The organism is Arcicella lustrica (genome assembly GCF_034930985.1).
Lineage (GTDB): Bacteria > Bacteroidota > Bacteroidia > Cytophagales > Spirosomataceae > Arcicella > Arcicella lustrica.
The window spans coordinates 526,522-546,445 of record NZ_JAYGIM010000001.1 but is presented as its reverse complement, the minus strand read 5'-3'; the positions used below and the strand labels follow the sequence as shown (position 1 = coordinate 546,445).

The window sequence follows — 19,924 nt, the reverse complement described above, 5'->3', positions numbered from 1 at the left end:
CCCCAATTGATTATCTATTTCTTAGGGCTGAAATAATAGCCCAACGCATTGCCCAATACATCAAAAATGCTAGAATGATGAACGAACCCGAGAAAGCTAAAAAGATGTACCATCCCATTGTTTTTACGGTTTCTGGCTCAACAGAAACATTGGTATTGAGGTCAATTTTAGGGGCTGTTTTCCCTGAGATGAAGCCTTCTAACGTTTTGTTATCAAGTACTTCCAATAACTTCTCTAGTACGTTTGCCATTAGTAGTCTAACTTGTACAAAATCATTTTTTGAATAAACTTATCTTGTTGGTCTGTACCTGGTCCAAACCAAATCCCAAACCATCCCTTTACTCTTGTATATAAAGTTTTGCCATCAACTTTTCCATATTTGGCATTGTAAGTATTTACTAGAGCTACGAATTGGTCATCCGTTAAACTATTGGCTTCATTATAAAGCATGTGTAGTTCTGTGGAGTCTCCAAACCATGACACAAAATAATCATGGAATTTGAGGGCTAGTGGGTCAGGTTTCCAACCAACTGGAATACCAGTCCCTGAATTTGGCAAAGGTTGCTCCAAAAATAATTCTTCAGGTGGTTTTGTGAGCCTTTTCCAAGCTAAATAAGCAAGTAAAGCGATGACAACATACCAGAATACTGGGAATGCTGCTATTTTCTTGATGCCTCTCCAGATTACGTCAAATGCCTTTTTCATTTCGCTTTTTCTCCTTTCTTGCCAAATTTTCTATAACCACCAATTCCAAGCAAAATAACTGCAATAATAGCCACTACATACAGCAAAATAGAAGTAAAAGAAAGCGGTGAAGAGCTTTCAGATTTAGCCTGTGGGTCTTCTGCATCTGTAATCCCAGTAGCTGTTTCTTTTGGTAATCCCTTAGACTGTGGCTTAGTTTCAGAAATGTTATTTTTACCAATCCAGCCAAGCTCTTTACCTGTTGATGAGAAAACTTTATAAAAAGTTACTGTGAGATACCGCTTACTTTCGTAATTAGTATAACCAACAATATCACCATAAGGAACGACTCTAATTAGATTACTCAAGTTTAACGCACTTGGTGTGCTTCTAAGCCTTGAACCTCCTGTTGTAATCGCATAGATAGTTTTCAGCTCTTTTGTATTAACAACTGGCTTTGCTTGAGTAGAGGCTGATACAAGAAAGTCTAAGTCTTCAATTCTAAACCATAAGTACGACACATACTTATTTGAATCGTCGTAATATGGTTCATCTAATAGTACCTTACCATATCTACGGATTACACTCGTAGTGCCAGATTTTTCGGTAATTGTTGAAACTTGGTCAAGCACCCCAATTACAGTACCCAAACCCAAAGAAAGGGTTTTTGGAGTACCAGTACCAAAAATAAACGATTTACCTACAGTTCGTTTATTGGCTTTCACCTTAGCACCTTGACCAGAACGTGCTTCAGCGGAAGTCAGCGAACTGATATAATCAGCAACATTCATCATGATTTATCCTCCTTCTGCTTTTTTTTTAGGCTAGGGGACCATCTACTTAGTAGATTAATTGTCCCGTTAGCAAAAACAACCACTACTCCGATAAAAAGCCCAAAGAGTAATGCTCCGATAAAGAAATCTAAAATTGAAAATGCCTTGTTTTGGATTTTCTCTTTGTTGGTTTCTTCGGTTGTTGTTGCGGTATTTTGAGTATTTTCCATTTAAAAATAAATAAAAAAAGGAGTCATCGCAGTCGTTACGATTGCTATACTCCTTTCTTAGTTTTAAAATGTTTTAAGGTTACTTTGATACGACCTTTTTCTTCTTTCCTTTACCTACTACTGCTTTAATTGCCATCCAACCAAGTACACCAATTGCAGGTACAATCAAGAACCAACTCCAAGTTGGCAATGAGGCTAAAGCGGCAGAAGCAGTTTTGGGACTATCAGTACTTGTACCACTTCCAGAACCAGTACCTGTTTCAGTTTTAGATTTTCCACTTCTCAAATCAATATCTGATGGTACGTCACTGAGGTCTTCTGCCTTTATCGTATCCCATTGAAATTCTCCAGTAGCAGCATTGTAAGCGTAAGCTGTTGCAGTCAATTTTTCAGATGTATATACACTATCTGTAATTGTTGCAGTGAACGACATTAAACCATTGATGGTTTTTTTGGGCGTTAGGTTAAAGGACGTTTTGTTGAAGAAATGGAAATTTCCTGCTACATCACCCTCCCAACCATAAACATAATTTTCGGTATCCACCTCTTTTAGTGCGTGGATTTTTAAGGTTTTAGTCAATGTTGCTCCATTTATAGATAATACTTCACCGACATTCGCCTTAATAAATTGAAATTTCTTTGCCATATAAGATTTGTTTAATTGCGATTTGAATTTTATTTGAACAAATCTATATGTTGTATTTTTAAGGCATTTTGAGGTATAGACTACATTCGTTTGAATCAAGCTCTATTCAACCATTTTAGACTCATCTCGTTTATGTGAGCATAAAATCATCATATTTTTAGACTCTACTCGACTATCTGCACAAATAATCATCACATTTGACATCCATTGGTGCCAATCATCGAATTCCTTCAACTCTACCATTGAGTTTATTTCATAATCAGTCGGGTTAAGCCTTCTTAAAAGGTGTACTTGCCAAGGCATTAAAGCTTTTCCCTTTAGATTTTCAATTTTTAATCTATAAGTAAGCCATAAATAATTATCAAATTGCTCCATGATTGCAACGTAAGTATCACAATGAATTTCATGTTCTATTGCCAAGGTTTTTAGATGAACCTTATTCGTAGTTGTTTTTTTATCGACTTTGTTCATTTTAAAAGCTTGCTTATGACAACAATTACAAAAAATACTATTAGGAAAATCCCTAAAATGATGATTATACAAAGCTCTGGATACATGGTTTAAGGTACTAAAGGTTCAACATCATCTCCGACCGCCCTATGATATACGTTACCAATTTTGGTGATTAATTCTCCATTTGATTGTTCAAAAATGTAGCCTTCATTTAGCCACACGATTAGTTCAGAAAGCCTCAATCTGTTTGGATGATTAGCAACTTGGTTCATCGCCCTAACTTGCATCTGTGCCTTTGTGAGAACGTCTCTACCTTTTTGAATTTTTTTGAAGCCAATACCATCTTTATCATCATCTGTTTCTTTTACGATAGCCCTTTGGAAGTATGTCCAAAGACTAGGAGGCACTTGGTGGAAAGTATGGTAAGTAAAAAATACTTCGTTGCACTTAATTCGATTACCTGCCAAAATGGTAAATAAATGTTGAAACTTACGAGATGTTAGGTTACCCTTGATTACATTGTTTAGATCGTCGAAAATGATAATGAAATCTAGCAAGTGGTGTGCCTGATTAACAAAGTCTTGTAATTCGCCATCTGTCACTACAGTCCAATCAAACAGATTAGATTTATCGTTGGCTACATGAAGGATTTTACTACAAGTAATTTTATGGAATACTCCTGGCATTTTCCAGCCGGGCTGAATCAAAGAAACAGCTTCCTGAATCTTTGATTTCGAAGAAAACATTGGATTGTATTCTTGTGGGTTAAAAATGATAACCCTTTTAGTTTTACCATACTGAAAAGCTATTCTTTGAAGCATAGCTGCTAGGAATAATGCAGAGACAGTTTTTCCTGTTCTCTGACTACCTGCTATCAGCCAATTAAAACTTTGTAATTCTGGCTTATCCATAATTATTCTTCTGGTGAATCAGCACCAAATTCTGAATTAACTACTTCCTGAGATTTTTGAAATGATGCAAGCTTCATAACATTACTGCTAAATGAATCTGTTGTAACTTCTTCTTCATTTCGTTTCTTTTCGGCTTCTGCCCACTTATCATTGATGTCCTTATCTATTTGCTCCATCTCATTTTGTACATTACTTTGAATGCTATGGCTTTGCGTATTAACAATATCCATCAAAACCATTTTGGGGTCAGGCGTTTCTTGAGTTTTGGTAACTTTTTTGATTGCTCCATCAATGTATTTAGACTTAATGGCAGTTGCACCTTTTATAATTTCAGGCTTCATGCGAAGTGCATAATCTACCGCATAGTCAGCCATTAGGTTATTGAATGGCTCTTGCATCTTCATCGTGAGCAATTCAATAGGGTTAATGTCTTTAAAATCTGGAGTAAGTCCGTTTCGATAATCTTCCTCAAACTCCATTGTGAAATACTCAATACAAGATTCTTTGAAATAGTCTTCAATCTTGAAGCCTTCAATAGCCTGAAGATGCTTTTGATTTCGCAAAATCTTTTGTACTTCTTTGGGAAGGTCTTTTATTTCATCATCCTCTAAATCTTCATGTTTTTTGGCAATCAAATCATCTCCCTGATTGCTAATAACGATTTTCGCAAGTACTTTTTGAAATAAATACTTTTTTTGGAGACTGAGAATAATTTTATCAGTCTTCATAGTAGCTCTTTTTCGAAAAGACTCCAAGAGTGCAGATGAAACCTCACGTTCTACCACCTCTGGATGATAATGAACTTCTTCCTCTTCTTCATTTTGATTTTGCAGTTGCTGATATTGATAGTTTTTGAGCTGACCAGCATTCCCTCTTGAAGTGGTAGGATTCCCCATCATTCCTTGATAGGGATGTTGACTTGGAGAAAAACCGCCAAAAGCATCTGCGGCAATTTTTAAAGCATCTCCAGTCCCTTTTACGGTGTTGGTTGCTCTTTTTAATTTATCCAAAAATGACATATTGCTATTTGGTTAATTGTTTTAAGGTATTATACAAATTTTGAAAAGGGATGGGAAGTCTTATGAAAATAAAAGTTCTAAACCATTGGAAGCTATCATTTCTCAATCTTGAAAAAACGGATTTTTGAAAAGTGCCTGAAAGATGCTGATACTGAATCTCAAATTGTCGCATTAGTTTCTTTCTACGGGATAACCGCCAAGCAGTTTTTGCCACTTCTTTTTCCACTACTTTAACCAACAGTGGTTCAAGGTTGATGTTTTGTTTTGTGATTACTCCAACTTTGATACAGTGGCTAAGTAGTAGGTTGAGATGTAAAGTATTGAACTTTTCTAGGTCTGAAATAGTGCCTTGAAATTCGATTGCTTCTCGTGCTACTTCAAACTGTGTTTGCCAGAATTCTTCATCTCCATCACCTATGATTTTACTTATTCTTGTAGAACCATCTTGGAGGTGTTCCACGATTGCCAGTTGTTTCATTTGAATGTATTTAAAAATTCAAAGAATGTTTCAACCTTTTGCACTTCCTCGGCTTTAATGCCTTCGTATAGCATATAGTTTAATTGCCTCATACGAAGCTGAGTCAGTGCATTTTGTTCCTGTTGATAGTAAAAGTTTATTACATTTTGGGCATTTTTCAACAAGATTTGAAAGGTTTCGATTGCATGAAATGTATCTGATTTAGGGTTATCTGACAATAAATCAACAATTGTTTGCAGATATTCCATTGAAATTAAATCTTCCCTTGGATTTTCGTAAAAATCATGAATTATTCCTTCAAATCCTCTGTGTACAAAAACAGGAAGATTTTGAAAAATTACCTGTGTACGCCCGTTTACAGGGCTGTTCACACCTGCGTTCACATCTGTAAACGCCTGTTTACCAGATGATTGAATGCCAATTTCTGGATTTTGAAAAATAGAAGTATCTGTACACGGATTTCCATCCATATCAAAGTACATTTCATGCAATAGATTTGTTACCCAAACATCTACACTTATGTTCTTCAAACCTGCAAAATATTGAAAACGAGCTAAGGTATCTTGAGTAAGTATAATCAACAAACCATCGTTATTCTTCAAAAAATCAATGGCATGTCTAGCCTCAATGATTTATTTTAGATAATCTGATTTATTTTTGCCTTTTGAAGCAGCTTCTAATGTAAATTCCTTCTCAAGTTCGTCTGTAGTTCGTATGCCTATGTGTCCCATGATTTAATTAGCTAAAGTGTTATACTGTCTCTCAAGGATAGACTTTACGGGTTCGGGAACACTGCTGAGTAATTCTTTCACAGATGTTTCACGCTTTTCTTTTGTTTGCTCAGAAAGCAATTCAAAAGCTTCATTGATGGCAGCCATCAACTCATCTGGCGTTGGCTCTACCTTCCAATTAAGATAGACTACCTTATTGTGTGAAACGATGATAATAATATCATCTACAGTAAATTCAAATGTACTTTCAGCGAGTGTAGTTTCTACTACATCAAGCTTTGCTTTGAAATTCACTAAATCAAATCCGAACATATTTCCTTCGATTTATATTGAAAAAGCGTAGGAAATATGTAATTTTAAGCTATTGATTTTCCCCAAAAACAATAAAACTGATTACATACCCCTACGTCCCTTTTTATTTCTCAAAGTTGTTTAAAATAAAATACGCTTGAAATACCTGAAACGCTTTAGATACGAAACTGAAACGATATGGTAACGATAAGCAATAATCTGTACTATGGGACGTATAATTTCAAAAAAACAAATAAGATTTTACATGGGTTATTCAAACAGAAAGACGTTTAATAGCCATCTTGAAAGTTCTGGAGTCAAAGGAAAACTTCCTGATTTTTTTTGGTCAAAGAAGACATTTTTTGAAGAAGAGATTAAAATTTTAGAAGAAATTTTCAATCTAAAATTTATCAAAAATCAAGCGATTTAATGCGTGGATAACTATACGTTATTTTGTATCTTTGTATAATATAAAACGTATTTTATGCCCGTATTTGAACGAATTGATAAGCTTACCAATAGCATTGAGAATGTTAAGACTGGAGAGAGTTTTAAAACCGATGTAGTACTTGCAAAAGCAAGTGAAATTGTAAAATCCGACTGGCAGTTTGATTGGAAAAAAATCATTAAAAATCCTGATGTTCAAATTTACAAGCTCATTACTACAGAAAACCCAAAAGTAGTGCATGGATTAATTAGTATTGAGGACAAAAAGGACCATATTTTTGTCCATCATATTGAAAATGCTAAATTCAATAAGGGGAAACAAAAAGTTTATCAAGGTGTAGCCGGCAACCTTTTTGCATTTGCTTGCAAGCTTTCGTTTGAAATGAATTATGATGGCTATATTTCATTTCAATCTAAAACCAAATTGTTTGAGCATTACAAATTAACGCTTGGTGCTGAAAGGTTTGGAAGTGGCTTATTAATGGCAATTGATACCAAAAATTCTAAAATTCTTGTTAATCAATATTTCCCCCAATAATATTTTATGAGAAATAGACCAAATTTAAAGAAACTTCATGAAGCTGAATTTCTAATTAGTAGTAATCCAGAAACTGTTGAGAAAGATGCTCTTGAATTCAGTGAATATCTTCGTAATAAAAAATTGGCAAGCCAAAAAAGAGCTACGAAAAGCTCAAATCCTCAAGTTAGGGTTGTAAACCATTAACTACAAAGTTTCATATTTTAAGAATGAGAAGTAAGCCTGATTTGAAAAACTATATAGTACTGATTTTAAAATAGTTATGTTAAATCCCCAGAGATTGACCAAATGGAGTTCTCTGTATATCTTAGAAAAAAAGAGAAAAGACTAAAAGTAAAAATAAAAACATTGCCTCTAGTGAGGTATATCAATAGAGCCACTTATCAGCAAAATAAGTGGCTCTATTGATATTTTAATATTTATCTATTTTTACAGTTAAAAGTACTTAATTCTTGAAAATCGTTTAATATTTTTCAAGTTTGTTATTTGTTAACAGATTATCTTTTAAATAGTTTTTAGTACTTCATAATCTCAAACATCGTCTTTCTATTTATCTATTGCTTTTTATTGAAAATAAGCTTTTCAATAAAAAGCAATCCAATAATTAAATAGACTTGATTATCATTTCATTTAACATATATAAATTATGCGAAAAATTTACTTTTATTGCTTGACGCTAATAACACTAAATTTTGCTTATGTAAAAGCTCAGCAAGAGGCTAAAATTACAGTCAAGGGCAATAAACATAAACAAAGTACTTATAACGATATTTCTATAACCCAGCAAGCAAATGATTCTATTCAAAAAGCTACAGTTGAACTAGAACAAGCCAGTAAAAACAAATTAAAAATAAACCAAGGAGTGTATAAAAAAGATAGTGTTGAGATACTGAAAACTTCAGTAAAAGATGAATCCATCTTTAAAGATTTGAGAAGCAAAACTGAAGTGATAATTGGGATTTTAATGGCTATAGTTAGTTTTATAGTCTACTGTGTAAAAAGTTACAGAGCAATCAAAAAAAGAAAGAAATGAAAAAGCTCCTATTTATAATATTGCTTATGCTTACAACTGAACTTTCAGGACAAACGCTTCAAAAATCTAAAAAAGGACAATATGCTGAGGTAAATATTGAAGGTAGCCAAAATACAGTGAAGGTAATACAAGGAGAAAAAGTGATCGTATATGACCTCGCTGATAAGAAACAGTATGATGCTTTTGTTGCATATTTAAAAAAAATACCCACTTTAGTAAGAGACCTTCATCACATTGAGACACTGACAAAAGAAAATAATCAATTATTGAAACAAATGCTTTACAAATCTCAAGGGTCTGGAGTATTTGACCCTAGTACTTTTTTACAAGAATATGGAAAGTTAGCAGTAGAAAATCAAAAATTAAAGGATGAAGTAGAAGCCTACCGTAAACAAACTCAAGATACTGAACTAATCCAATTACTAGCAGAAGCCAATAAAAAATTGAATGTTTTTGATAGCGATGGCTATCAAAGTCTTCTAGAAAATTTTAAACAAAAACGTAAAATCAAAATAGCTCAACAACAACATGAAATAGCCCAAATAAGCTATCTGCAAGCAAGAAATAACCATTCTAATTATCAATTAGACAGAGCTCTAGAACAGATTGATGAAGCCTTGTTTTATGAATCCGATAACTCTGAATATTTATTTGAAAAAGGACATATATTAGATGAGAAAGGGGAATATGTTTATTCAATTATTTATTATCAAAAAGCTTTATTAATAGAGGAAAAAGTATTAGGGAAAGAAAATCCTGAAACAGCTATCACGTATAATAATTTAGGACTAGTTCATAATCATAAAGGTGATTATGCAATTGCTTTAAACTACCATAAAAAAGCTTTGGAGATACAAGAAAAATTATTAGACAAAGAACATCCAATAATTGCTATCACATATAATAATTTAGGATTAGTTTATGATAATCAAGGAAATTACGTTAATGCAATTAACTATTTTCAAAAAGCTTTGGTGATATATGAAAAAGTGTTAGGTAAAGAAGACCCAAAAACAGCTACCTCTTATATTAACTTAGGGGCAGTCTATGACAAGCAACGTGATTATGTTAAAGCAATAATGTATTATAAAAAAGCTTTATTGGTTTTTGAAAAAGGAGTGAGTAAGAAACATCCATCAATAGCAGCGACTTATAATAATTTGGGATTAGTTTATAAAAATCAAGGTGATTATACTACCGCAATAAGCTATTATGAAAAATCTATGGATATACTAGAAAAGGTATTAGGCAAGGAACATCCATCAACTGCTACTTCGTATAATAACTTGGGATTAATTTATGATAAACAAGGTAATTATTCCACAGCGATTAAATTTTATGAAAAAGCTTTGAGTATTAGAGAAAAAATATTCGGTAATGAACATCCTTTCACAGTTGACTTATGCTATAATTTGGGTGTAAATTATGACAACATAGGTGATTATACTAATGCGATACTCTATTTTGAAAAAGCTTTGAGGATTAATGAAAAAAAATTAGGCAAGGAACATCCATCAACATCGGACTTATATATTCTTTTGGGATTAGTTTACTTAGCTAAAGGTGAAAAAGAAAATGGAATTGCTTATTTACAAAAAACATGGTTAGATAAGCAAATACTATCAAAACAAGCACAGATTATTATTCAAGTAGGTGTACAAGTATTTCACAAGAACCAATATTTAGAGGCTATTAACTATTTTGCATATGCCTTGGAATTAATGGAAAATGGCAAAGTGGCAAAAGAAGAAGATTTATGGGCAATTGTATATCAAAACCTTGCTAAAGTACATTGCTATAATGGTAATCAAAAACAAGCTCTTCTACTATTTGAAAAAGCACTTGAATTAGCCAAATTTAGTAAGATGGATACCACCAAAATCGTCAGTAATTATGAGGAATGTAAGAATAAATAATAATTTGTATAGCTACTTTATACCGAATAATCAGAATAGGCTTTTTAATGAAGCTTCAATGCAATATTTAATTAAATTGTCTTGATTATCAATTCATTGAACTTCTATCACTATGTATAAAATCTACTTTTATTGCTTCTTCCTAATATTACCCCTAAGTATTACCTCTATAAAAGCCCAACAAGAGGCTAAAATTTCCATCAAGGAAATAAGCACAAACAAAGTACTGATAACAATGTTTCCATCACACAGCAAGGAAATTATACCAGTCAAAAAGCTATAGTTGGAATAGAACAGGCCAGTAAAAAAACTAAAAGTAAGCTAAGGAGAGGATAAAATAAGATACTTCTAATTTGTATAAAACTTCAATCAAACAAGAACATTCTTTTGTTGATTGGGCTAAAAACACTGAAAATGTATTTATAGCATTGATTGCAGTAGCTACTTTTACTGGATTGGCTTGGGGTGGCTACAGAGTAATCAAAAAAAGAAAAAAATGAAAAAGCTCCTATTAATCATATTGCTTATCCTTGCAACTCAGCTGTGGGGACAAATACCTCAAAAACCTAAAAAAGGGCAATCCGCTGAAGTAAAGATTGAAGGTAGCCAAAATATAGTGAAGGTAATACAAGGAGAAAATGTGATAGTATATGACCTTACTGATAAAAAACAGTTTGATGCTTTTGCTGTATATCTCAAAAAAATACCTGCTTTAGCAAAAGAGCTTCTTCACATAGAAACCCTGACAAAAGAAAATAACCAATTATTAAAACAAATACTTGCTAAATCTCAAGGGTCAGGAATATTTGACTCTACAGCTTTTTTACAAGAATATGGAAAAGTAGTATTAGAAAACCAAAAATTAAAGGATGAAGTAAAAGCATACCGTAATCAAACTCAAGATACTGAACTAAGTCAATTATTAACTGAAGTCAATAAAAGGTTAGATATTTTTGATAACTATGGCTATCAAAGTCTGCTAGAAACCTTTAAACAAAAACGCAAAACCAAAATAGCTCAACAACAACATGAAATAGCCCACATAAGCTATTTGCAAGCAAGAAATAGCAGTATTAATTACCAATTAGATAAAGCGTTGGAACAGATTGACCAAGCCTTGTATTATGAGCCTAATAATCCTGACTATTTGTCTGAAGAAGGATATATTTTAGATGTGAAAGGAATTTATACTTTAGCAATTATCTCTTTTCAAAAAGCATTGGGAATATATGAAAAAATATTTGGCAAAGAACATCCAAACACAGCTACCTCTTACAGTAATCTGGGAAGGGTTTATGCCCATAAAGGGGATTACAATACCGCAATTAACTATTATCAAAAAGCTTTGATAATAGTTGAAGTATTAGGCAAGGAACATCCAGAAACAGCAACCCTATACAATAATTTAGGGTTAGAATATCATAATCTAGGGGATTATAATATCGCAATCAGCTATTATCAAAAAGCGTTGATTGTATATGAAAAGGTTTTAGGTAAGGAGCATATAGAAACAGCTATAACCTATGGTAATATGGGATTAGTTTATAGACATATTGGAAATCATGATACCGCAATTAACTATTATCAAAAAGCTTTATTAATACAAGAAAAAATTTTAGGTAAGGAACATCCATTAACTGCTACCTCCTACAATAATTTGGGACTAGTTTATCACAAAAAAGGGGACTATGATACGGCAATTAACTATTATCAAAAAGCATTAGAGATATTTGAAAAAGTATTCGGCAAGGAACATCCATCAATAGCTATCACCTATAATAATATGGTAGGAGTTTATGCTGAAAAAGGAGATTATAACACAGCAATAAGCTTTTGCCAAAAAGCATTGGTGATTCAAGAAAAAATATTAAGTGAGGAACATCCAGAAACAGCTACTACCTATAATAGTTTGGGATTAGTTTATTTAGATACGGGGGATTATGTTAACGCAATGAACTATTTTCAAAAAGCTCTTATAATACAAGAAAAAGTATTAGGTATAGAACATCCAGAGACTGCTATCTCCTATGGTAATTTGGGAGCACTTAATCTTCATGAAGGGGATTTTGATAACGCACTGAGCTATTTCCAAAAAGCTTTATTGATACAAGAAAAAGTATTAGGTATAGAACATCCAGAGACTGCTACCTCCTACAATAATTTAGGAGCTGTTTATTCCAATAAAGGAGAATATGATAACTCAATTAGCTGTTATCAAAAAGCATTATTGATACAAGAAAAAGTGTTAGGTAAAGAACATCCATCAACTGCAAACTCCTACAATAATTTAGGAGTTGTTTATTCCAATAAAGGAGATTATAATACCTCAATTAACTATTATCAAAAAGCATTAGTGATATTTGAAAAAGTATTAGGTAAAGAACATCCATCAACTGAAAACTTATATAATAACTTGGGATTTGTTTACTTAGTTAAAGGTGAAAAGCAAAATGGAGTTGCTTATTTTCAAAAAACATGGTTTGGTAATGAAACAACATCTAAACAAGCTGAAGTTATAAATGAATTAGGTATAATGACATTTAGTAGAAACCAATTTACTTCAGCTATTAACTACTTTACTTATGCTTTAGAATTATTAGAAAATGGTAAAGTAGCCAAAGAAGAAGTTTTATGGGTAATAGTCTATCAAAACCTTGCTAAAGTTCATTGCTATTATGGTAATCAAAAACAAGCTCTTCAGTTTTTTGAAAAAGCTCTCGAGTTAGCCAAATTGAGTAAGATAAACACCTCTAAAATCATCAGTAATTACGAGGAGTGTAAGAAGAAATAAGCATTTATTTCGCTACTTTATACTGAATAATAAAATAGGCATTTCAATCAAACTGCAATACAATATTTAATTAAATTGTCTTGATTATCAATTCATTAAACTTGTCCATTAAAAAAAAGTATAAATGTGGTCTAATAATGATAAGTGTTTATTTGTGATAATATGAAAATTGTAGTATTGTAGCAGGATAAAATATTTGGTAAGGAACATCCAGAAACAACTACCACTCAATGCAATTTGGGATTAAACTATGCGTAGGGAATAATTAACATATATTTCTATAGAATTTACTACGTTCTTATTATTGTTCGAAAATCCTTTATTCCAAATGTGTATTTGTTAAATTCATGTTTTTTCATTTCGAGAGGAGCCAATTACTAAGTCGCTTGAAAGAGGCCATCCTAAAGCTCCTGATATACTCTTTACTTCAACTTCTTCAGCTCTAATACCATTGACTATCAATTTACTTGGGGATAATACTTTATCCCCAAGTTTATATTTGTTCATGTTTTTTCCGTTTTTTCTTACCGTTCACATTGTATTCTTTTCCGATTCTTTTCCCTTGGTTGATTAGCCATTTACCCAGCTCTCGCATTTTCTTAGGTGTTATTTGTACTTTACCTTCAAATGCTAATTCTAAGTCGACTATACCCCAATCTCTTTTTTCCTTTTCAAGAATTTGAACAGTAATTATTGAATCAAACTCCATAGATTCTTGTACAACCATGACGATTAATTTTCAGTTTGTGGTACAATTTCAAGATGTTGGATTGATACTAAACCTCTTTTGCCTTCAATCTGGCAAACCTCTTCACCTGATGGCAATTCGGTTACTTCTGAGAGAATACGGGTAGAACATGGATTTAATTTTGTGCCGTCTTCCTTGATGACTGCGAAATAAGTAACTAATTGACCGACGATAACTTCTGATTTTTGCATTGTTTGAATTGTTTATTTGTTTGAAAACACTTTAATTAATCTTTAAACTTTTTACGATTGTGCCTTTAGGAAGAACGATTTCATGAAATTTACCTGAGTAACTATTTTGCATGATAATTCGGTTGATGGTGTCTCTACTCTCTAAAGAATATTGAAGGCTGCCGATTTTGCTATTGAATGGTATTTCATTACTATTCTTGGTTTTATTACCATGCTCTTCCATATCTAAGCGTTCGTTGATGACTGTACAGAATATAAAAACCAAGAAGCCAAAAGCAAGTGCTTTGATAAGTTCGCTAAATATCTTTATCATATTATTTTGAGGTTAACGTTTGTTTCGGTCTTGAATTCCTTTTAAAACTGTTTCAAAATCTTCTTTTTGTTTCTTGAGATAACCAACTGCTGCGACAATAGCAGATTCAATCGTTTTATGATGTTCTGGTTCGATTTCCGCTATTTGAAGAAAGTTTTCTCCACGATTGCAAACTTGAATAAAGAAACCATCCTCAACATCTTGATTAAAGACTACTGTCTTTTCTTGGATTAATTTTTCAAATTGTTCTAATAATTCGCTCATTATTTTTGGCAGTTGTTTAGCATAAAATGTAGTGTTAAATACTTCTCTTTATCTTCAAAAATTGCCTGATAATCATTGACATCGCAAACTTTCAGGCATTCATCCAAAAAATCAATTTTAGTTTGATAAATAGCCATCGCTATTCCGTAATCCTCTTTACAAAGCTGTCCTAAAAGTTGAATGGAGCTTATCTGAAGGGCTGTTTCTTTACCGCTTAGTTTCATTTGATTTTTGGATGTATGAATTAATTGAAAGTCCAATTTTGAGGATACTTAATACCGAAAGGAAGAACCACATAAATAAGAATAAGAAGTGTCTATAACCCCATTTGAAATTTTTGTCAATCGAACCGTCAGTCGCTTGTTTTAGGATATATTTATTACTTGAATTATCCCATTGCATTGTCATATCGACTACTTTTTCATCAACAAAAAAACCTGAAGCTTGTAGGTAATCTGTCAAAAAACTCATACTGATAGCAGAGCCAAAAAACAGTAATATCCAGATTGCTGTTAATAGAAAATATTTGTCTTTCATCACTTAATTATTTTTAATCATTCAGCTATCATTTGTACCATCGTTCCAGAAACCGCATTTCCAATCATTCTATAGCGATTGGTTTTTGCTATTTCTTTCGTCACTTCTTTGCCTCTTTTGGTGTAAATGCCATATCGAGTCCAATCGTCTGGAAGCCCTTGGCAACGCTCGCATTCTATTTCTGTTAACCTCCTGATGGTATTTTGGAAGTATAAATGATTATTTTGCTCAAAGGAACTTGATGTGATAGTTCCTACATAATCCTTTAAATCTCCTTCAACGTATCCTCTACCTGTAGTAATTATTTTAGCTTTATCATCCAATCTATTTCCTGTAAGCGTTCCAATAATGCCTTTTGGGTCATAAACCCTTTCATGCTGTTTATTAGAGTTTCTACCAAAGTTGTTTTTGTTAGAAACATCATGAATAAGCGTCATTGAAGAGTGGTGTCCTCCTGAGTTGGCACCGGCTGTAATAGTTCTAATAACTGGGGAGTTTGTTGTCCTTTGAGTAGTCCTGAAATCTGATTCGGTGAAAGGAAATACTCCGGGGAAACTTCTTCCATCAAGATGTCCAATAAGGTACAGTCGCTCACGATTTTGGGGTAAAATCCACTTTGAATTAAGCAATTGCCATTTAAATCTATAACCCCGTAGGTTGGCAAACGCTTGCAGGATTGCCCAAAAATCTCTGCGACCATTGCTGGAGAATGCTCCTTTAACATTTTCCCAGATAAATACGCTTGGTTGGCTTTCAGAAATAATTCTAATTGCTTCCATGATAAGAATACTTCTTGCTCCTTCAAGCCCAGCTCTACGTCCAAGTAATGAGAAATCTTGGCAAGGGCTTCCAAAAGTGAGTACGTCGGGTTTGTAGAATTGTCTTGCGGAAACATTGGCAACTGGCCCAAGAAATTTTGCTCCATGAAAGTTGTATTTAAAATTTGCGATTGCGTGTTTGTTTTTTTCTGAAAAGTAATGTTCTGTAATGTTGTAACCAGCGTTTTTAAAGCCTACTGAAAAGCCACCAGTACCACTGAAAAGCTCTACCATTGAGATGTCTTTTTTCATAGTATCTTGAGTTTTGCATAACCTTGAGTGTATGCTGAATGGATTGAATCTTTTTCAGTGAAGTCTTTTTGCTCCTGAGTCATATTGCCGTAAATAAAATCAACGATTAACTCATGGTTATCAATCATTTCGTCAATTTTATCTTGTTCAACAAAAATGAATTTTGACACAAAAACAGTTGCAGGATAGGTAATTCTTACCTTTTTAAGTTCGCTCATTTTTGGGGAAAATTTTGATTAAATGGTAAAGGGTTTGTATTTTAAAAGCTCATTAAATTCGGTTATGTTCTTAGTAATTTTTTCGTCTGAAGAATGGTCTATACAATTTATTGCAACTTGATTTTTATCCTTAAAATAGAAGTGAAATGATATTGAATTATCGTAAAACTCTTCATTATGAATTACACAAAAAAGATTATTTGACAACCCTTTACTTTCGTATGTAAACTGAATGTTTCGTTTTATTAATTCATTCACACACTGACTGATTAGAGTTGTTTTTTTGGGGAAAAGCAGTTGCTTGATTCCTAGGGAATCTATGATAAGAACATTGTACACTAAGCACAAAGTAAAAATTGTACCTAATATAAGATTGACAAAAATTGTTTGCCATGTGCATAACTCATTTATCATTTTCAACAAAGGGTTTAAGTTTCAAAAGTCCTTCCATAGTGGTGATAACTTTTACATCTTTTCCAATCATGTTAAATACTTTATTTTCAGTGTCGAAATCAATGAAGAAATATGGCTCTTGTATGTTTTCAATAAAACAACCAACACCATGTTTATCAGAGCTTACCATAAAATCAATTTTTCTCTCGATTAACTCTTGAAGGCATTTTTGGAGAAGCGTTTCTTTCTTTTTAAGTAGTTTTCTTTTAAAATGGAATACAACTAACATTGGCATGGCAATTATTACTAATAAAAAAGTGATAAACTCTGCCAAAATCGTGATAATAAAATTGTCTGTAGTAATCTTGCTCATAGCTCTATGATGGTTTTGGTTGGAGTAATTTTGATACTTTTGAAGCAATTTTCTTCTTTGTCAAGTATTCTTGTCCCTACTACTTCTGACTTCACATCTTGGATGTGCAATCCCTGAAAATAATCTCTTACCAACTGTTGTTGATAAGCTTTTTCAGCTTTTCTTCTTTCTTCTCCTGGTCTTTTTGGAATTATATAGTTAATCATTAGGGTATTTTATTTTGAGGTAAACGATTTCAAATAAAAGCTCAAGTATTGGCATCAGGAATGCCATTGTTAGCACGAAATTCGATTTTTGAAGACTTGTAACTTGCGATACTGAAGCAATAAATTCGTTAGAAACCTTCATGTTAAAATTGATAGCTGAAAACAAAACTTGGATGGCAAACACTATCAGCATTATCAAAATAGCGTAAATACGTAAGGACTTTTTAACGTTTTGTATCAGCATGATTAGCGGAGCAAATACTACAACAATAGCGACACAAAAAGCTACAAATTGAATGTCGTGCATTTGTATTAATACGCTAAAAACGCTACTAATGCTATAAATTTTCATCAATCCTATATTGATTAATATCAACCAAGCTTTATCGCCTTTTCGCTCATCTTTCGTTACTAAAACGCCACTAATTTTGTCTATAACCTCTTCTTTTTCAGATTTTACCGTAAAATTATCGTCACTAATTCGCTCATCTTCCGCTAATGTTATTTCCTCTGTTTTGATAGAAGAAATTGCATTAGCTTTGTCTAAAATAGTAGCCTCCCATTGTGACCGATACATACGCATTGTCGATGATGGATAGCCCAATTCCTTCGCTACATCCGCTGCGGTTTTTCCCTTTGAAAAAAGGTTAAAAACAGCTTCTTTATCTATTTTATTGCGGATTGCCATTTACTTATTTTTGTTTTTTTTGAAGAGGTAATATTCATAATAATCAGGCTGTCGCCAGTGGTCTGTGTCAAAAACTTCAAGCAGTTCATCACTCTGATTATCAATCAACCAAGCATACCCAACTTCCATTCTTTCATGTATTGTTTTGATATACTCTTTTGCCTTTTTAGGGTTTAATCGGTTGATGAAACTGTAATGTGTTTTTGTTTCGCCATTTTTTAATATTATCCAAACCCTGTATAGCGACTTCTCGGGGTGTGGTTGTCGTTCTTTGGTAGAGGTACTCAATTTTCTAAATTTTTAAACCATTCATTGAAAGGTTTTTCGGGTTGGTCAAAAACAAATTGAATGCTTTCAAAATCATTTGTTTGTTGACTGTTTTACGGTCAATGTGAGCCTTCCAATATGCAACCAAATCGATCATTGAATGTATGTTTTTGATGTTCCGTGGTACTTTGCCAGTTTTAACAGATTTTTCGGCAGCTCTCAGAATCTTTCGGTCTTTGTTTAGCTTATTTTTTCTGAACCTGTCATACGCTCTGAACAAACCATGTGCAAAAGTGATGTCGAAAAATACTGCTGGATTAGCGTGAACATAGCTATCAGGCTTATTATCAAGCTCTTCACGTGTCATTACAACCAATTCCTTCAAATCCTCAAACATTTTTTCTAAAAATTCAACGGTACAGTTCCTATTTTTCACATAGGGCTTAAACCAATGAATCCAAATGGTGTTGAGAATCAATTTCTGCTGTGTTTTACAAGATTCTCGATGTCTTGGGTACAAAATTGGCATCGCATATCGGTATAATTCAACCGTTAATTCGACTGATTTGGCTCTAATTTCATTATTCTTAAGCTTTTCAACAGAGTTATCCACATTTTTGGAAGTATCATCTGCACTTGTGATTTTTTCAGTGCTTGAAGGCTTACCGAAATATTTGCCCTTTATTTGCTCGCTACGGAACGTAGCGTTATTTTCGACACCACCCGCCGTTTGGATATTTTTTTGGGCTTGTTGCCCTTGCAAATAACGTTTTAGGAAAGGATTAATGTTAGCAGGTTGACTCTCTTCATTTGTTCCTGTTTCTTGTTCCTGAATAACTGTAAATTTATCCGCTTTTCCACAGAGACTTATAGTAGTATTATGCTTTAGCATTGTTCCTTTAATAAAAGGTAGATTGCAATTTGCAACCAGAGGCAAAAGGGGCGATTGGTTTTGGTTTTCAAAATTTTGAGGTTTTTGCCATTTTTTTTCGGTTTCCGTTCCCCAATTTTCGATAATTTGACCCGTTAAAATCCAAGGGTTTATAAGAATAGTATAATCTTGATAAAAGCCATGAAAAATTTTCCGCATTAGTACACCACGACCTTCACCAAGGTCAACCTTACAAAGAAAGTTCATGGCTCGCCATGCGGTTGACTTCGCTTCTACACCTACACGCTCTATTAAATCAAGGTTGTTTAGGTATAAATTGGGTAGCATTTCAGGGTTTTTATCACCCCATCTTTTAAGTTCTAATGTATAGAATTTATTGTAAAATGCGTACAAAATCCTGTTCGCAACATTGTCACGAGTAAGCCTAATTTTGCTTTTTAAGTCCTCACGTGATTCATTATACGTTTCCTTAAAAATCCTGTAACGCTCGTGCATTGGGCTGAGCGAAAAAGAATTTCCAGTTTTAAAACTTTTGTTATTGCCTGGCTTCCCGTTCTGAGAAGAGATGGGCAATTGAACAATGTTTGGATTTTGTGATAACATTTTACAAAATTTAAGTTTTAATAGGGAGGTTTCTCACACCTCCCTTTTTACTCGCACTATGGACTCTACTTCATTTGTGATGGTTGAGAGAATCGAACTCCCATTAGCTAACGACCTTCCAACATTAGCCTTTTCCAATTAAGAACCACCCGATTTAATGTTTTTAAAAAATACCCCTGAAAATCACAGGGGATTTTAAATAAATATTCTGTTTTTTGCT

Annotated in this window: 32 protein-coding genes; 7 read left to right on the top strand and 25 right to left on the bottom strand. The window is 33.1% G+C overall.

From position 1 onward, the window contains the following. Positions 1 to 10: 10 nt before the first annotated feature. From VB798_RS02240 to VB798_RS02190, 11 genes are all read right to left on the bottom strand, one after another. On the bottom strand, positions 11 to 250 hold the full coding sequence (locus VB798_RS02240; protein ID WP_184134523.1) for a hypothetical protein: 240 nt from the start codon (positions 248 to 250) through the stop codon (positions 11 to 13). Then, positions 250 to 705, bottom strand: a complete 456-nt coding sequence (locus tag VB798_RS02235; protein WP_323255512.1) for a hypothetical protein — start codon at positions 703 to 705, stop codon at positions 250 to 252. Before VB798_RS02235 ends, VB798_RS02240 begins: the two co-directional genes overlap by 1 nt. Then, positions 702 to 1,478, bottom strand: coding sequence for a hypothetical protein (locus tag VB798_RS02230; protein WP_323255510.1), 777 nt, complete (start codon positions 1,476 to 1,478; stop codon positions 702 to 704). Before VB798_RS02230 ends, VB798_RS02235 begins: the two co-directional genes overlap by 4 nt. Then, the gene (locus VB798_RS02225; protein ID WP_323255508.1) at positions 1,475 to 1,687 is read right to left on the bottom strand and encodes a hypothetical protein; all 213 of its coding nucleotides are present in this window, start codon (positions 1,685 to 1,687) and stop codon (positions 1,475 to 1,477) included. The genes VB798_RS02230 and VB798_RS02225 overlap by 4 nt, the downstream gene beginning before the upstream one ends. A gap of 79 nt (positions 1,688 to 1,766) precedes the next feature. Beyond that, positions 1,767 to 2,333, bottom strand: coding sequence for a hypothetical protein (locus VB798_RS02220; protein ID WP_323255506.1), 567 nt, complete (start codon positions 2,331 to 2,333; stop codon positions 1,767 to 1,769). 102 nt (positions 2,334 to 2,435) lie between these two features. Continuing rightward, entirely contained in the window at positions 2,436 to 2,804 is a 369-nt protein-coding gene (locus tag VB798_RS02215; RefSeq protein WP_323255504.1) for a hypothetical protein, read from the bottom strand. Positions 2,805 to 2,893: 89 nt separating this feature from the next. Beyond that, positions 2,894 to 3,697: a hypothetical protein gene (locus tag VB798_RS02210; protein WP_323255503.1), complete on the bottom strand. Its 804-nt coding sequence runs from the start codon at positions 3,695 to 3,697 to the stop codon at positions 2,894 to 2,896. 2 nt (positions 3,698 to 3,699) lie between these two features. Then, entirely contained in the window at positions 3,700 to 4,716 is a 1,017-nt protein-coding gene (locus VB798_RS02205) for a hypothetical protein (RefSeq protein WP_323255501.1), read from the bottom strand. 4 nt (positions 4,717 to 4,720) lie between these two features. Continuing rightward, positions 4,721 to 5,194 carry a hypothetical protein gene (locus tag VB798_RS02200; RefSeq protein WP_323255499.1) on the bottom strand — a complete coding sequence of 158 codons (474 nt, stop codon included), beginning with the start codon at positions 5,192 to 5,194 and terminating at the stop codon, positions 4,721 to 4,723. Beyond that, positions 5,191 to 5,796 (bottom strand): hypothetical protein, encoded by a 606-nt coding sequence (locus tag VB798_RS02195; protein WP_323255497.1) that lies wholly within the window; start codon positions 5,794 to 5,796, stop codon positions 5,191 to 5,193. Before VB798_RS02195 ends, VB798_RS02200 begins: the two co-directional genes overlap by 4 nt. Positions 5,797 to 5,928: 132 nt before the next feature. Next, complete coding sequence (locus tag VB798_RS02190; protein WP_323255495.1) at positions 5,929 to 6,237, bottom strand: hypothetical protein; 309 nt, start codon at positions 6,235 to 6,237, stop codon at positions 5,929 to 5,931. Positions 6,238 to 6,442: 205 nt separating this feature from the next. On the opposite strand from VB798_RS02190, the gene VB798_RS02185 reads away from it, so the two are divergent. The 7 genes from VB798_RS02185 (at position 6,443) to VB798_RS02155 (ending at position 12,941) form a co-directional block, all read left to right on the top strand. Then, positions 6,443 to 6,646 carry a hypothetical protein gene (locus tag VB798_RS02185; RefSeq protein WP_323255493.1) on the top strand — a complete coding sequence of 68 codons (204 nt, stop codon included), beginning with the start codon at positions 6,443 to 6,445 and terminating at the stop codon, positions 6,644 to 6,646. 54 nt (positions 6,647 to 6,700) lie between these two features. Continuing rightward, positions 6,701 to 7,201 (top strand): hypothetical protein, encoded by a 501-nt coding sequence (locus VB798_RS02180; RefSeq protein WP_323255491.1) that lies wholly within the window; start codon positions 6,701 to 6,703, stop codon positions 7,199 to 7,201. Positions 7,202 to 7,207: 6 nt separating this feature from the next. Continuing rightward, positions 7,208 to 7,387, top strand: coding sequence for a hypothetical protein (locus tag VB798_RS02175; RefSeq protein ID WP_323255489.1), 180 nt, complete (start codon positions 7,208 to 7,210; stop codon positions 7,385 to 7,387). Between the two features lie 460 nt (positions 7,388 to 7,847). Then, complete coding sequence (locus VB798_RS02170) at positions 7,848 to 8,234, top strand: hypothetical protein (RefSeq protein WP_323255487.1); 387 nt, start codon at positions 7,848 to 7,850, stop codon at positions 8,232 to 8,234. Further along, complete coding sequence (locus VB798_RS02165) at positions 8,231 to 10,150, top strand: tetratricopeptide repeat protein (protein ID WP_323255485.1); 1,920 nt, start codon at positions 8,231 to 8,233, stop codon at positions 10,148 to 10,150. Before VB798_RS02170 ends, VB798_RS02165 begins: the two co-directional genes overlap by 4 nt. 353 nt (positions 10,151 to 10,503) lie before the next feature. Next, positions 10,504 to 10,650: a hypothetical protein gene (locus VB798_RS02160; RefSeq protein WP_323255483.1), complete on the top strand. Its 147-nt coding sequence runs from the start codon at positions 10,504 to 10,506 to the stop codon at positions 10,648 to 10,650. Further along, complete coding sequence (locus VB798_RS02155) at positions 10,647 to 12,941, top strand: tetratricopeptide repeat protein (protein ID WP_323255480.1); 2,295 nt, start codon at positions 10,647 to 10,649, stop codon at positions 12,939 to 12,941. The genes VB798_RS02160 and VB798_RS02155 overlap by 4 nt, the downstream gene beginning before the upstream one ends. 345 nt (positions 12,942 to 13,286) lie before the next feature. On the opposite strand, the gene VB798_RS02150 is transcribed toward VB798_RS02155, so the two are convergent. The 14 genes from VB798_RS02150 to VB798_RS02085 form a co-directional block, all read right to left on the bottom strand. Then, on the bottom strand, positions 13,287 to 13,448 hold the full coding sequence (locus VB798_RS02150; protein WP_323255478.1) for a hypothetical protein: 162 nt from the start codon (positions 13,446 to 13,448) through the stop codon (positions 13,287 to 13,289). Then, positions 13,435 to 13,668, bottom strand: coding sequence for a hypothetical protein (locus VB798_RS02145; protein WP_323255476.1), 234 nt, complete (start codon positions 13,666 to 13,668; stop codon positions 13,435 to 13,437). The genes VB798_RS02150 and VB798_RS02145 overlap by 14 nt, the downstream gene beginning before the upstream one ends. A gap of 5 nt (positions 13,669 to 13,673) precedes the next feature. After that, positions 13,674 to 13,880 (bottom strand): hypothetical protein, encoded by a 207-nt coding sequence (locus VB798_RS02140; RefSeq protein WP_323255474.1) that lies wholly within the window; start codon positions 13,878 to 13,880, stop codon positions 13,674 to 13,676. A gap of 31 nt (positions 13,881 to 13,911) precedes the next feature. Beyond that, on the bottom strand, positions 13,912 to 14,193 hold the full coding sequence (locus tag VB798_RS02135) for a hypothetical protein (protein WP_323255472.1): 282 nt from the start codon (positions 14,191 to 14,193) through the stop codon (positions 13,912 to 13,914). Positions 14,194 to 14,205: 12 nt separating this feature from the next. Beyond that, positions 14,206 to 14,457: a hypothetical protein gene (locus tag VB798_RS02130; protein WP_323255470.1), complete on the bottom strand. Its 252-nt coding sequence runs from the start codon at positions 14,455 to 14,457 to the stop codon at positions 14,206 to 14,208. Further along, positions 14,457 to 14,681 carry a hypothetical protein gene (locus VB798_RS02125; protein WP_323255468.1) on the bottom strand — a complete coding sequence of 75 codons (225 nt, stop codon included), beginning with the start codon at positions 14,679 to 14,681 and terminating at the stop codon, positions 14,457 to 14,459. Before VB798_RS02125 ends, VB798_RS02130 begins: the two co-directional genes overlap by 1 nt. After that, entirely contained in the window at positions 14,665 to 14,994 is a 330-nt protein-coding gene (locus tag VB798_RS02120; RefSeq protein ID WP_323255466.1) for a hypothetical protein, read from the bottom strand. The genes VB798_RS02125 and VB798_RS02120 overlap by 17 nt, the downstream gene beginning before the upstream one ends. A 17-nt stretch (positions 14,995 to 15,011) precedes the next feature. After that, positions 15,012 to 16,064 (bottom strand): DNA cytosine methyltransferase, encoded by a 1,053-nt coding sequence (locus tag VB798_RS02115; RefSeq protein WP_323255464.1) that lies wholly within the window; start codon positions 16,062 to 16,064, stop codon positions 15,012 to 15,014. After that, a complete protein-coding gene (locus VB798_RS02110) occupies positions 16,061 to 16,282 on the bottom strand; it encodes a hypothetical protein (protein ID WP_323255462.1) in 222 nt (73 codons plus the stop codon). The genes VB798_RS02115 and VB798_RS02110 overlap by 4 nt, the downstream gene beginning before the upstream one ends. Before the next feature lie 403 nt (positions 16,283 to 16,685). Beyond that, positions 16,686 to 17,048, bottom strand: coding sequence for a hypothetical protein (locus VB798_RS02105; RefSeq protein ID WP_323255460.1), 363 nt, complete (start codon positions 17,046 to 17,048; stop codon positions 16,686 to 16,688). Next, positions 17,045 to 17,254 carry a hypothetical protein gene (locus VB798_RS02100; protein ID WP_323255458.1) on the bottom strand — a complete coding sequence of 70 codons (210 nt, stop codon included), beginning with the start codon at positions 17,252 to 17,254 and terminating at the stop codon, positions 17,045 to 17,047. The genes VB798_RS02105 and VB798_RS02100 overlap by 4 nt, the downstream gene beginning before the upstream one ends. Further along, complete coding sequence (locus VB798_RS02095) at positions 17,247 to 17,942, bottom strand: hypothetical protein (protein WP_323255456.1); 696 nt, start codon at positions 17,940 to 17,942, stop codon at positions 17,247 to 17,249. Before VB798_RS02095 ends, VB798_RS02100 begins: the two co-directional genes overlap by 8 nt. Beyond that, the gene (locus VB798_RS02090; protein ID WP_323255454.1) at positions 17,943 to 18,230 is read right to left on the bottom strand and encodes a hypothetical protein; all 288 of its coding nucleotides are present in this window, start codon (positions 18,228 to 18,230) and stop codon (positions 17,943 to 17,945) included. A gap of 4 nt (positions 18,231 to 18,234) precedes the next feature. Then, positions 18,235 to 19,704: a hypothetical protein gene (locus tag VB798_RS02085; protein WP_323255452.1), complete on the bottom strand. Its 1,470-nt coding sequence runs from the start codon at positions 19,702 to 19,704 to the stop codon at positions 18,235 to 18,237. Positions 19,705 to 19,924: the final 220 nt, after the last annotated feature.